This window comes from Microbacterium sp. (genome assembly GCF_051953575.1).
Lineage (GTDB): Bacteria > Actinomycetota > Actinomycetes > Actinomycetales > Microbacteriaceae > Microbacterium.
In genome coordinates this window covers 19,359-31,834 of the sequence record NZ_JBQCIP010000019.1, presented here as the reverse complement: position 1 = coordinate 31,834, position 12,476 = coordinate 19,359, and the positions used below count along the sequence as shown (strand labels likewise).

The 12,476-nt window shown below is 67.9% G+C and carries 10 protein-coding genes and 1 pseudogene; 8 read left to right on the top strand and 3 right to left on the bottom strand.

What is annotated here, in order from left to right; translation table 11 throughout:
- From ACTHNQ_RS01305 to ACTHNQ_RS01285, 5 genes and pseudogenes are all read left to right on the top strand, one after another.
- Positions 1-509, top strand: a pseudogene (locus tag ACTHNQ_RS01305) (ATP-grasp domain-containing protein); the annotation flags it as partial.
- A gap of 118 nt (positions 510-627) precedes the next feature.
- Positions 628-1,095 (top strand): 5-(carboxyamino)imidazole ribonucleotide mutase, encoded by a 468-nt coding sequence (gene purE, locus ACTHNQ_RS01300; protein WP_440330638.1) that lies wholly within the window; start codon positions 628-630, stop codon positions 1,093-1,095.
- Positions 1,092-2,567, top strand: a complete 1,476-nt coding sequence (locus ACTHNQ_RS01295) for an LCP family protein (protein ID WP_440330636.1) — start codon at positions 1,092-1,094, stop codon at positions 2,565-2,567. The genes purE and ACTHNQ_RS01295 overlap by 4 nt, the downstream gene beginning before the upstream one ends.
- 2 nt (positions 2,568-2,569) lie before the next feature.
- The gene (locus tag ACTHNQ_RS01290; RefSeq protein ID WP_440330635.1) at positions 2,570-3,697 is read left to right on the top strand and encodes a glycosyltransferase; all 1,128 of its coding nucleotides are present in this window, start codon (positions 2,570-2,572) and stop codon (positions 3,695-3,697) included.
- Positions 3,698-3,962: 265 nt separating this feature from the next.
- Positions 3,963-5,204 (top strand): LGFP repeat-containing protein, encoded by a 1,242-nt coding sequence (locus ACTHNQ_RS01285; protein ID WP_440330634.1) that lies wholly within the window; start codon positions 3,963-3,965, stop codon positions 5,202-5,204.
- Positions 5,205-5,337: 133 nt separating this feature from the next.
- Here the strand turns inward: ACTHNQ_RS01285 and rfbD are convergent, their stop codons facing one another.
- Both rfbD and rfbB read right to left on the bottom strand, forming a co-directional pair.
- Positions 5,338-6,747, bottom strand: a complete 1,410-nt coding sequence (gene rfbD, locus ACTHNQ_RS01280; RefSeq protein WP_440330633.1) for a dTDP-4-dehydrorhamnose reductase — start codon at positions 6,745-6,747, stop codon at positions 5,338-5,340.
- Positions 6,747-7,745: a dTDP-glucose 4,6-dehydratase gene (gene rfbB / locus ACTHNQ_RS01275; RefSeq protein ID WP_440330632.1), complete on the bottom strand. Its 999-nt coding sequence runs from the start codon at positions 7,743-7,745 to the stop codon at positions 6,747-6,749. Before rfbB ends, rfbD begins: the two co-directional genes overlap by 1 nt.
- Before the next feature lie 85 nt (positions 7,746-7,830).
- Here rfbB and rfbA point away from each other — a divergent pair, with 85 nt between their 5' ends.
- Both rfbA and ACTHNQ_RS01265 read left to right on the top strand, forming a co-directional pair.
- Complete coding sequence (gene rfbA, locus ACTHNQ_RS01270; protein WP_440330631.1) at positions 7,831-8,703, top strand: glucose-1-phosphate thymidylyltransferase RfbA; 873 nt, start codon at positions 7,831-7,833, stop codon at positions 8,701-8,703.
- A gap of 29 nt (positions 8,704-8,732) precedes the next feature.
- The gene (locus ACTHNQ_RS01265; RefSeq protein WP_440330630.1) at positions 8,733-9,653 is read left to right on the top strand and encodes a glycosyltransferase; all 921 of its coding nucleotides are present in this window, start codon (positions 8,733-8,735) and stop codon (positions 9,651-9,653) included.
- Between the two features lie 24 nt (positions 9,654-9,677).
- Here ACTHNQ_RS01265 and galE read toward each other — a convergent pair whose 3' ends face one another.
- Positions 9,678-10,727: a UDP-glucose 4-epimerase GalE gene (gene galE, locus ACTHNQ_RS01260; protein ID WP_440330629.1), complete on the bottom strand. Its 1,050-nt coding sequence runs from the start codon at positions 10,725-10,727 to the stop codon at positions 9,678-9,680.
- A gap of 177 nt (positions 10,728-10,904) precedes the next feature.
- Here galE and ACTHNQ_RS01255 point away from each other — a divergent pair, with 177 nt between their 5' ends.
- Positions 10,905-12,284: a hypothetical protein gene (locus ACTHNQ_RS01255; protein WP_440330628.1), complete on the top strand. Its 1,380-nt coding sequence runs from the start codon at positions 10,905-10,907 to the stop codon at positions 12,282-12,284.
- Positions 12,285-12,476 lie beyond the last annotated feature (192 nt).

Genomic DNA, 12,476 nt, shown 5'->3' with positions numbered 1-12,476 from the left:
AGCGCGACGGTGTGTGCGCCGAGGTGCTCGCCCCCGCCCCGCATGCCGGCGATCGCCTGTTCGACGTCGCCGAGCGCATCGGCGTCGCGATCGCCGAGGGGCTCGGCGTCACCGGCATGCTCGCGGTCGAGCTCTTTTAGACGACCGACGACCGGCTGCTCGTGAACGAACTCGCGATGCGTCCGCACAACAGCGGCCACTGGAGCCAGGACGGCGCCGTCACCGGCCAATTCGAGCAGCACTTGCGTGCCGTGCTCGACCTGCCGCTGGGCGACACGGACCCTGTCGCCGAGTGGTCGGTGATGGTCAACATCCTGGGCGGTCCCGCCGAGGGCGGCCTCGATGCCCGCTTCGCCGCCGCGATGGCCGAGCACCCGCAGGCCAAGGTGCACACGTACGGCAAGGCGCCCCGGCCCGGGCGCAAGGTCGGGCACGTCAACGTCATCGGGGACGACCTCGACGACGTCGCCTACCAGGCCCGCGCTGCGGCATCCGTCTTCCTGGACTGACGCCGGACGAGCCGCGCCGTTGCGGGGGATTTCCAGCCATCACCCCTACCCTTGACGGGTGACCGGCGCGCTCGAATCCCCCCTGCACTCCTCCGAGACACCGCTGGTCGGGGTCGTCATGGGCTCCGACTCGGACTGGCGGGTGATGAGCGACGCTTCGCAGGCGCTCACGGACTTCGGAATCCCGCACGAGGTCGAGGTCGTGTCGGCCCACCGCACCCCCGACAAGCTCATGCGTTACGGCCGTGAGGCGCGCGGCCGCGGCCTGCGCGCCATCATCGCCGGCGCCGGGGGAGCGGCGCACCTCCCGGGCATGCTGGCATCGGTGACCGCGCTCCCCGTCATCGGCGTGCCCGTGCAGCTGACGACGCTCGACGGCATGGACTCGCTGCTCAGCATCGTGCAAATGCCCGCCGGCATCCCCGTCGCGACCGTCTCGATCAACGGAGCCAAGAATGCGGGGCTGCTGGCCGCCCGCATCCTCGGCGCCGCGGACCCCGCGATCGCCGATCGCGTGGAGGCGTACGCCCGCGACCTCGAAGCCCAGGTCGAGCTGAAGAACCGGCGGCTCAAGGAGTCCTTGTGAGCATCGCCAGCCCGCCGCGTCAGACGGCCCGCCCCGCCGCGGCCTCCGTCATCGAGGAGCGACCGCTGCGGCATCCGGATGTCTCGTCCCGCGCGTTCATGACGCGACGCGGCTGGTGGCTGGTCGTCCTGAACTTCCTCATCCCCGGGTCGGCGCAGGCTGTCGCGGGCAACCGCCGGCTCGGCAAGTTCGGGCTCGGCGCCACGCTCGTGATGTGGACGGCGCTCGTCGTGGCGCTGCTGTTCGCCCTGCTCGCGCCGACCGCCGGCCTCAGCATCATCACGGGCGCGTGGCTGCCGGACTGGCTGGGGCTGCTGCGCCCGCTTCCGCTGCTCATCGCGCAGGGCGCCCTCATCGCGTACGGCGTGCTGTGGATCGTGCTTGCGATCGACACGCTGCGCCTCGTGCGCCTCGTCAAGACCGGCCGCTGGGCCCGGTTCGGCATCGCGTTCGTGGCGATCGCGCTCATGGTCGTCGCGGGCGGCACCGCCGCCTACGCGCAGAGCGCCGTCGGCTCGGTGCGCAGCGGCTTCGGGCTCTTCCGCGCGACCGGACCCGTCGTCCCTCCCGACGACGGCTACTACAACATCCTGCTGCTGGGAGCCGACAGCGGCGAAGGCCGCGACTCGATGAGGTTCGACAGCATCTCGGTGGTGTCGATCAACGCCGAGACGGGCGCCACCACGATCACCGGCATCCCCCGCGACATGCCGAACTTCCCGTTCGCCGACGGACCGATGAAGGACCGCTACCCGAACGGGCACGAGGGTCACGCCGACCCGACGTGCGGGTGGGGGAGCGGCATCAACCAGCTGCGCACCGAGGTCGAGGTGTGCCAGGACGGGAACAAGCTGTACCCGAAGGCGATCTCTGAGGCGTCGGAGCCCGGCGTCGAGGCGACGAAGGACGCGGCCGAGGGCATCCTCGGCATCAAGATCCCGTACTACGTCTTCATCGACATGCACGGGTTCGCGTCGCTCGTCGACGCCCTGGGCGGGGTCGACATCAACGTCACCGAGCGCTTGCCGAAGGGTGGACCGCCCGAGGGCGTCGACCCGCACGACGTCGACGCATGGGCGATCGGCTGGATCGAGCCGGGCCAGCAGCACATGGACGGCGACACCGCTCAGTGGTACGCCCGCTCGCGCTACACGACGAGCGACTTCGACCGCATGCGGCGCCAGCGCGAGCTGCAGCAGGCGATCCTCGCCCAGTTCAAGCCCGACGTCGTGCTGACGCGCTTCAACGAGGTCGTCGCAGCGGGGACGGACCTCGTCAAGACCGATCTGCCCCAGTCGCTCATCCCGACGCTCGCCGACCTCGCGCTGAAGGCCAAGGAACAGCCCGTCCAGACGATCGAGCTGACGCCCGCTGGCGGCATCGACGAGTTCGCACCCGACTACGCGTACATCGCCGAGATGATCCAGTCGAAGCTGCACCCTCCGACTCCGACCCCGTCGGCCGGGGGCTGATCGTGGTCGCCACCCTCCGTGTCGTCCTCGACCAGCTCGTCACACCGACCGACCCCGACCTCGTCGAGGCCTCGCGCGAGCTGGCACGCGCCCTCGTGCTCGGCGCGCCCGCCGGCTGCGAGGTCGAGGCGATCGCGCCCGCCGGACCGGCATCGCTGGAGGACGCCGTGCCGGGAATCGCCGGTGTGCGGCGCACGGCCCTGCCTCGCCGCGAGCTTTCGGCCGCCCTGCAGCTGGGCGTCGGCACCGGCATCGGCGGCGGCATGATCCACTCGCCCTCGCTGTTCGCCCCGCTGGTGCGCCACGACCGCGTGCACGATCACGACCAGACCGTGGTCAGCATGTGGGACCTGCGGCCGTGGGAGTCGCCCGCCGAGCTTCCGCGCGGGGTCGCGGCCTGGCACAAGGCGATGCTGAAGCGTGCGGTCAAGCACGCCGACGCCGTGGTCGCGCCGACCCACTCGCTGGCCGCCCGGCTGCGCGAGATCGCGCCCGGTCTGGGGGATCGGCTTCGTGTCATCGCCGGAGCGTCCCCGCTCGGGTTCGCGGTGCCCGTGGACGAGGTGGGGCGCCGACGGTCGCTCGGCCTCCCGGAGGGTTTCGTGATGGTTGCGGGCGGACCGCTTGCCTCGGAAGGACTGGATGCCGGTTTCGTCGCGATCGCGGCATCCGGGGTCGACCTGCCCGTCGTCGTGCTGGACGTCGAAGAGGGACACGAGCCGCTTGTCGCCGATCTCGCCTCTGCTGCCGGCATCCCGGAGCGTCGCCTGCACGTGCGCGGCGTGCTCCCGGTCGTGGACCGGGCAGCTGTGTTCGGCGGTGCGGTCGCGCTGGTGGCGCCGTCGCGCCGTGCCGCCTTCCCGTGGCGCGTCGTCGACGCATTGACGCTCGGCGTGCCGGTGATCGCCGCGGCGTCGTCCGTGCACGAGGAGGTCGTCCTCGACGGGGGAGTGCTGGTGGAAGGCGCGGATTCGGCGTCGCTGGCTTCCGGACTCGGTTCGGCGTTGGCCGAGGCCCTCGGGACGACAGCCGCCGCCGATCGGCTCGGTGTGCTCGCCGGCGATCGTGGGCGCGCGTTCTCGTGGCGCGGTGCCGCGGACAAGGTGTGGGCGCTGCACGCGGAGCTGTAGGACTTCACAGCAGAGCCCGTGACGGGTTCGTTTCGGGTTAGCTCCGACAAATGTTGTACTCATTCGCCACATCGGCCACACTGGTCCCATGGCGGGGGCTATGAAGGTTGGCGCACGTTCGCGTGCACGGGGGGCGATAACAGCGCTGTTTGCCATCGCGACGATCGTCGCCGGAGTCCTCGTAAGCGACCCGAGTGCTGCCACCTCAAGCGGCGCGGCCGTGTCGGATTCCGTGATTGCCGCCTCAGCTCCTTCCGGAAGAGTGGTGACCGCCGACCTCTCGAAGTTCCAGCCAGGGAACATCATCAGCGACGAGGTCTTCTTCGCCAAGGACGCCATGACAGAGACGCAGATCCAGACGTTTCTCGAGCAGAAGGTGCCGCGCTGCCAAGCCGGGTACACATGTCTTCGCGACAAGTACGACATCTCGCGCACGACAGCAGCGGATCCCATGTGCTCGGCGTATGCGGGCGGCGTGAGCGAGCGGGCCTCACGCATCATCTATAAAGTCGCGCAGGCCTGCGGCATCAACCCGCAGGTCCTGCTCGTGATGCTTGAGAAAGAGCAGAGCCTCGTTACGCACGTCTGGCCTAGCGACTTCCGCTACCTAAAGGCGATGGGCCAGGCTTGCCCGGACACGGGGGACTGCGATGCCCGGTATCTCGGGTTCTTCAACCAGGTTTACGGGGCGGCCTGGCAGATGAAGCGTTATGGGAATCCGCCTGGTACGAGCAAGTACTTCACCTGGTACGCCCCGGGGAAGTCGTGGAGTGTCCTTTGGCACCCCCTGTTCCTTGTGAATGGGCAGTGGGTCGATAAGTGCGGATCCGCACCCGTATACATCCAAAACCAGGCGACGGCGAACCTGTACTATTACACGCCCTACCAGCCGAATGCCGCCGCGATCCGCGCAGGTTATGGTGCCTCCAGCGATATCTGCGCATCGTACGGAAACCGCAATTTCTATCAGTTTTTCACGGACTGGTTCGGTTCTACGCAGGGGTTCGTGGTCCTCGGTGCGATGGGGGCCCGCTGGGCAGCCTTGGGGGGCAAGGCGGGCGTCCTCGGCAGTCCCGTGGCAGCCGAGGTCTGCGATTGGACGCCAGGGAGAGAGAACTGCTATCAGGACTTCCAGAACGGTGCGATCAGCTGGACTGCGGCGACGGGTGCGTGGGAGACGTACGGTCCGGTTCGTGCGCGGTGGCAGGCGTTGAAGTTCGAGACCGGTGTGCTGGGCTATCCGGTGGGTGCGTATACGTGCGGGACGAAGGATGGCGGCTGCTATCAGGACTTCCAGAACGGTGCGATCAGCTGGACTGCGGCGACGGGTGCGTGGGAGACGTACGGCGACATCAGGGCGTACTGGCGCGCGAACGGGTACGAGACGGGGTTCCTGCGCTATCCCACGGGGGCGTCGACGGCGACGAGCACCGGCCTCCTGCAGACCTTCCAAGGCGGGTCGGTGACGTGGAGCTCGTCGACGGGGAATATCACGGTCACCCCTTAGCGCGGGCCACCCCTCCGCATGAAGCCGACTGACGGCAGGGCTTCATGCGGGCAGCGCCCGCGTCTCACCGACGGCGACTGGGCGTGAGCGCACGGCCTCGCCGCCCGCCAGGGACAGTCGCCTGGAGCGATTCTCAGTCGGTGAGGTAGGCGGAGAGCACCGCGTCCGCGTCGCGCACCTCGAACCCGGTCGCTTCCAGCTTGCCGAGGTCCAGCACGCTGTTGCGCGGCCGCGGTGCGATCGGTCCCGCTGCCGAGGCGAAGTAGTCGTCGGTCGAGACGCCCGTGATGCGCGCGGGGTCGTGGCCGGTCCGTTCGAAGACGCTGCGTGCGATGTCCGCCCACGAAACGGGCCGGCCACCACCGGTGATGTTGTACACCCCGTACGGGGCTTCCGACCGGAGCAGGTGCACGATGCCACGGGCGATGTCGTCCGTGAATGTGAGGCGTCCGACCTGGTCGTCGACAACCTTCGGATCGACGCCGCGCTCTGCGAGGGAGGCCATCGTGCGTACGAAGTTCCTGCCCTCGCCGATGACCCAGGAGGTGCGCACGATGTAGTGCTTGGGTGCGGTCGCGACCGCCGCATCGCCGGCGGCCTTCGTCTGACCGTACACACCGAGGGGGCACACGGGGTCGTCCTCGCGATAGGGGCGCTCGAGAGCGCCGTCGAAGACGTAGTCGCTCGAGACGTGCACCAGCGTCACACCGTTCTCAGCCGCGACCCGTGCGAGCGCGGCAACGCCCGTCGCGTTGGCTGCCCAGGCCGTCGCCCTGCCCTCGGGGCTCTCCGCGCCGTCCACCGCGGTGTAGGCGGCCGCGTTGATCACGACGTCGTAGTCTCGCCAGCGCCTCGCGACGGCGAGCCCGGAGGTCGTGAGGTCCAGCTCCGCGCGCGTCGCGTACTCGATGTGAGCGTGGTCTCCGAGCTCGGCCTGCAGCGCGCGACCCAGCTGTCCGTTCGCTCCGATAACGAGCGTCTTGCGCGGAGGGATGGGCGTCACGTCGGCCAGCCGCGGGTGGGCGAGATCCTTCGCCGAGATCTCGACCGTGTCCAGTGAGATCGGCCAGTCGATCGCCGCTGTCTCGTCGGCGAGGTTGAGGAAGGTATATGCGGCTTCGGGCGACCAGTGGTCGTTCACCAGGTACACGTAGGCGGTGTCGGGGTCGAGCGTCTGGTAGGCGTTTCCGACGCCTCGCGGCACGAAGATCGCGCGGGAGGGATCGATCTCGGTGGTGAAGACCGCGCCGAAGGTCGGGCCCTCGCGCAGATCGACCCACGCCCCGAAGATGCGACCGGTCGCGACCGAGACGAACTTGTCCCACGGCTCCGCGTGGATCCCGCGGGTCGTGCCGACCGCATCGTTGAACGAGATGTTGTTCTGGACGGGGCCGAAATCGGGCAGGCCCGCGGCCGTCATCTTCGCGCGCTGCCAGTTCTCCTTGAACCAGCCTCGACTGTCGCCGTGAACCGGAAGCTCCCAGACGACGAGACCGGGGATGGGGGTCTCGATCGCGGTGAGCGCCTTGCCGAACTCGGTCATCACTGACCCTTCGTGGCGTAGAAAGCCTCGGTCGCGTCCTTCGCGGGCGCCCACCACTCCTCGTTCGCGCGGTACCAGTCGATGGTCGCGGCGAGACCCGCCTCGAAGTCGCGGTACGCCGGCTGCCAGCCGAGCTCCTCGCGCAGCTTCGTCGAGTCGATCGCGTAGCGGAGGTCGTGGCCGGCGCGGTCGGTGACGTGGTCGTAGGCGTCGGCATCCTGTCCCATGAGGGTGAGGATCAGCTCGACCACGTCCTTGTTGTTCTTCTCGCCGTCGGCCCCGATGAGGTAGGTCTCGCCGATGCGGCCCTTGTTGAGGATCGTGAGCACGGCGGACGAGTGGTCGTCGGCGTGGATCCAGTCGCGCACGTTCTCGCCCTTGCCGTAAAGCTTCGGGCGGATGCCGCGGACGACGTTGGTGATCTGGCGCGGGATGAACTTCTCGACGTGCTGATACGGGCCGTAGTTGTTCGAGCAGTTGGAGATCGTCGCCTGCACCCCGAATGAGCGCACCCAGGCGCGGACGAGAAGATCGCTTCCGGCCTTTGTCGACGAGTAGGGGCTGGACGGGTTGTAGGGCGTGCTCTCCGTGAAACGCTCGGGGTCGTCGAGCTCGAGGTCGCCATACACCTCGTCGGTCGAGATGTGGTGGAAGCGGGTTTCGTGGCGCCGCGCCGCCTCGAGCAGCGTGTACGTGCCGATGATGTTCGTGTCGAGAAACGGGCGCGGATCGTTGAGCGAGTTGTCGTTGTGCGACTCCGCGGCGTAGTGGACCACCGCGTCCGCGTCCGCGACGAGCTCATCCACCAGTGCGGCGTCAGCGATGTCCCCCTTGACGAAGCTCAGACGGTCCTCGGGAAGTCCGGCCAGGGACGCGAGGTTGCCGGCGTAGGTGAGCTTGTCGAGAACCGTCACGCGGTGGTCGGTGTGGGCGACGACGTGGTGGACGAAGTTCGAGCCGATGAACCCGGCTCCGCCGGTCACGAGGAGTTTCCGCATCCCAATAGGGTACCTCGGAGGCGCCGCCGGTCCCGGCCCCGCCATGGAGTTTGGAGGGCGGCGGCGGATGCCGGAGACTAGAGCAATGCGTGGCATCATCCTCGCCGGCGGCACCGGGTCGCGGCTTCATCCCATCACTCTCGGCATCTCCAAGCAACTGGTACCGGTGTACGACAAGCCGATGATCTACTACCCGCTGTCCACGCTGATCCTCGCCGGGATCCGGGACATCCTCATCATCACGACGCCGCAGGATTCCGCGCAGTTCCAGCGTCTGCTCGGCGATGGAGAGCGCTTCGGCGTTTCGCTCGCGTACAAGACCCAGCCTTCACCCGACGGCCTGGCGCAGGCGTTCATCCTCGGCGAGGAGCACATCGGCAGCGACAGCGTCGCGCTGGTCCTCGGCGACAACATCTTCTACGGGCAGGGAATGGGCTCGCGCCTTCGTCAGTACGCCGATCTCGACGGCGGTGTCGTCTTCGGTTACTGGGTGGACGACCCGACCGCGTACGGCGTGGTGGAGTTCGATGCCGATGGGCGCGTCGTCTCGCTCGAGGAGAAGCCGGCCACGCCCAAGAGCAACTACGCGGTGCCCGGCCTCTACTTCTACGACAACAACGTGGTCGACATCGCGAAGAGCCTCAAGCCGTCGCCTCGCGGCGAGCTCGAGATCACGGATGTGAATAAGGTCTACCTGGAGAAGGGGGCGCTCCAGGTCGAGTTGCTGCCGCGCGGAACCGCCTGGCTCGACACCGGAACCTTTGATTCCCTCAGCGAGGCCACCGACTTCATCCGGACGGTGGAGAAGCGCCAGGGGCTCTCCATCGGCTGCCCCGAGGAAGTCGCCTGGCGTATGGGCTTCCTCTCGGACGACGAGTTGCGGTCGCGTGCGGAGCCGCTCGTGAAGAGCGGCTACGGCGCCTACCTCCTGAAGGCGCTCGGACAGGGGCGGCGCTGAGCCGGACCGTGTCTGAGACAATCGGTGGCGTGACGGACAGGGGCGAGAGCATCGGCGATGCGACGAACGGCGGCCACAGCGAGACCGTCGGCGCCGTCGTGCTGGCATACCACCCCGAGGCGTCGCTCATCGACAACATCCTGGCCCTCGCGCCGCAGGTGTCGGCGGTGTTCGTCGTCAACAACTCGCCTGACGTCGAATCCGCCGTCCTCGATCAGGCGAGGACCATTCCGGGCGTCGAGGTCATTGATCAGCCAGGCAACGTCGGCGTCGCGGCGGGATTCAACTCCGGGATGCGGCGCGCGTTCGAGGCCGGCCACCGATACGTGATCATCTTCGACCAGGACAGCACCGCGCCCGATGGGCTCGTCGACGGACTCGTGAATGCGTACCGTGCCTTCGGCCCGGGGGCAGGCATCGTCGGCCCTGCGCTGCGCTCGGGAGTGACAGGCCACGTCTTCCACCGCGAACGCGGGTCCGGGATCGAGGTGCGCGAGACGCTCATCAGTTCGGGAGCGCTGTTCGCGCGGGAGGTCGTGGAGCGTATCGGCTTCCACGACGAGAGCCTCTTCATCGATTACGTCGACCACGACATCAGCCTGCGCGCCGGGCGACGGGGTCTGAAGAATCTCAAGGCATTCGATGTCGTGCTCGACCACAGGTTCGGCGGTGCGGTGCCGCGCCGGATCTTTGGACGCGACTTCTTCGTGGCGGACTACACGCCGATGCGCCAGTACTACATGTCACGGAACCGGGTCATCCTCATCCGGCGGTACGGGTTCGGGTCGTGGTTCTGGGAGGACATGTCGTATTTCGTGAAGGCGTGGGCGAAGGTCCTCCTCTTCGAAGAGGACCGGCCGCGCAAGATCGCGGCCTTCTTCCGTGGTTTGCGCGACGGGATTCGATATCGTCGCTCGTCCGTCGATCGACCGGCGGCGTTGACGACCTAGGCCGTGACCGCCTCATCGAGCGTGTCAGACAGGTGAGGTCCGGATCTCCTCCGTGGACGGCTCGGCGAAGCCGTTCGGGTTCTTCGCCTGCCACCGCCAGGCGTCCCTCGCCATGTCGGCGACAGAGCGGGTCGCATGCCACCCGAGTTCGCGGTTCGCGCGGTCGGCGTCCGCCCACGCCCGGGGCAGGTCTCCGGCGCGCCGGGGACCGATGCGGTAGCGGATGGTGTTGCCGCTCGCCTCTTCGAAGGCGTGGATCAGTTCCAGCACCGACGTCGGGACACCGGTGCCGAGGTTCCAGGTGCGCAGTCCGGTGTTGGCGAGGACCCAGGTCAGGGCGGCGACGTGACCGGCGGCGAGGTCGTCGACATGGATGTAGTCGCGCTCTCCTGTGCCATCGGCGGTGGGGTAGTCGTCGCCGAAGACGGTGACGGCGTCCAGGCGCCCGACTGCGACCTGCGACACATAGGGCGCAAGGTTGTTGGGGATGCCGTTCGGGTCCTCGCCGATGAGGCCGCTCGGATGAGCTCCGATCGGATTGAAGTACCGCAGGACGGCGATGCTCCAGCGCGGATCCGCGACGCCCACGTCGGACAGGATGCGCTCGAGCATCGCCTTGGTCTGCCCGTAAGGATTGGTCGATTCGAACGGGCCGTCGTCCTCGGCATACGGGGGTTCCTGCCCGCCCCCGTACACGGTCGCGGAGGACGAGAAGATCAGGCGCCGGGCGTCATGTTCACTCATGACCCGAAGGAGCGAGAACGTCGCGTCGAGATTGTGCGCGTAGTACCGCAGCGGCTCGGTGACGCTCTCTCCGACAGCTTTAAGGCCCGCGAAGTGGATGACCGCCTCGGGACGAGCCGCCGCGAAGACCTCGCGCAGGGCACCATCGTCACGGATGTCGAAGCCGTAGCAGGCGGGGGTTCGCCCGGTGATCTTGGTAATGCGCTGGACGGCGACAGGGGAGCTGTTCACGAAGCTGTCGACGATGGTCACATCGTGGCCGCGCTCAAGGAGCGCGACGACGGTGTGACTGCCGATGTAGCCGGCGCCGCCGGTGACGAGAACGCGCAACAGGACCTCCCCAGTCTCTTTTGATTTGATGCTAGTTCAGATCCCGCGGGACGCCCGAGGTCGCGCCGCCGCCGGCATGTCCGTACAGGCGTGCTCGGCCACGGTCCCGGACAGGGCAAGATATCAGGGGCGCCGACCGTGCCCACGACCGTACTTCGAGGAATAGGAGCCTGTGTGGTGACTGATCAGGACCGCGTCCCGCAGACTTCCACCAAGATCCGGCGATGGGCGCTGAAGCATTGGGTGGCCCTCACCCTGGTCCTCGTCGCAGCCGTCTACGGCGGCGCCGTCACGCTGTTGCACGGCGACGCGGAGTCTCCCATCGACGAGACGGTTTACCTCGACTACACGTATAAGGTCTGGGATCAGGGGCTGGTGCATCAGGGAGAGAAGTTCGGCCCCGACATCGCCCACCGTGTGGGATGCGACACCGTCGTCCCCCACGGTGCACTGGGGCAGGAGTGCGGCTCCGACACGGTGAACCTCGAGGCGCTCCCGAACGGCGGCTACACGACCGGTTCCGGGTACACGCCGGTCTACTTCTGGACCGTGCGGATCATCGGCGATCCCATCCACGCCCTGACCGGCCTCAGCGAGGTGTCCTCGTGGCGGATGAGCGGCGTGGTCTGGCTGATCGGCACCGTCCTGCTCCTCTCGACCCTCCTGCGTCGAGCGGGTGCGTCGAACCTCGCGGCCCTGGCGCTGGGGGTGGTCTTCATCGCCTCGCCATACGTGTGGTGGACCAACACCTACGTGAGCACGGATGTCAGCGTCGTACCCTTCGGTGCCGCAGTGCTCCTGGTCGCCATGGAGGCGAGGAAGGGGCGGCTCTCCCCGTGGTGGCTCGTGCCCCTCGGAGTGCTCGCCCCGATCTTCAAGATCACGAACCTCCTCGTGTTCGGGGTGGGGCTCCTCTACCTGCTGATCGACACGGTGGCGCGATGGTGGCTTCGCAGGAAGTCGGGGACCTCCGACGAGTCGGCTGCGGTTGCGCCGTCGCGCCGGATGTGGTTGCCTGTGCTGCTCGCCGCCGCGCTCGCCGCCGTGGTGCAGGTCGTCTGGATGCGGCTCGTCCCGCTCCTGGCCGTCAGTGACGTGATCGTCGATCAGGGCGTCACGGTGCCGCTGACGGGCTCCCAGCTTGTCGGTCTGGCCATGAGTGGCATCGCAGGTCCCATCACACACAACCCGTTCGCCGGCTATGCCAGCACGCCGCTGTTCGGGATGCTCTTCATGCCGCTCACCTGGCTGGCGATCGCATCGGTCATCGGCGCACTCATGGTGATCCCGTGGGATGCCGAACGCGGCCCGGTCATCTGGGCCACCGCGATCGGCTCCGTCGCCGCGTTGCCCATGCTCGCGATCCTCATGTGGGTGACGACGGGCACATACTTCCCGCTGCCCGCGCGATATGGCGCGGGGGTCATTCCCGCGGTGCTCGTGGTCGGCGGCTACATGCTGCGCAATCGAGTCACGACGTGCATCACGCTCGCTTACGCGGGCGTGCTCATGGCCGTCGGGGTCGTGCTCGCCGTGCATATAGGTATCACCTACTGACGCCGTCGAGCACGTACACGTTCCGCTCAGGTCGTCGTCGTATACCCTAGAGGGGCCGGTTGTGCTGTGCTTCCGCGCGCAGCGCGGACGGTCCCAGCCGAGTAGGTGTACGGCCCAAGGCGCGGCTGCGGAGCAAAAGGCAACCTGGCGCGACCGTGCGATGGGCGCTCGAGTCGCCCATCGGCACTATCG

Excerpts from the sequence above, each read along its gene's own strand:
- purE (WP_440330638.1), top strand. The coding sequence starts at position 628 with ATGGGCTCCGACTCGGACTGGCGGGTGATGAGCGACGCTTCGCAGGCG.
- rfbD (WP_440330633.1), bottom strand. The coding sequence starts at position 6,747 with ATGACCGAGTTCGGCAAGGCGCTCACCGCGATCGAGACCCCCATCCCC.
- rfbB (WP_440330632.1), bottom strand. The coding sequence starts at position 7,745 with ATGCGGAAACTCCTCGTGACCGGCGGAGCCGGGTTCATCGGCTCGAAC.
- rfbA (WP_440330631.1), top strand. The coding sequence starts at position 7,831 with ATGCGTGGCATCATCCTCGCCGGCGGCACCGGGTCGCGGCTTCATCCC.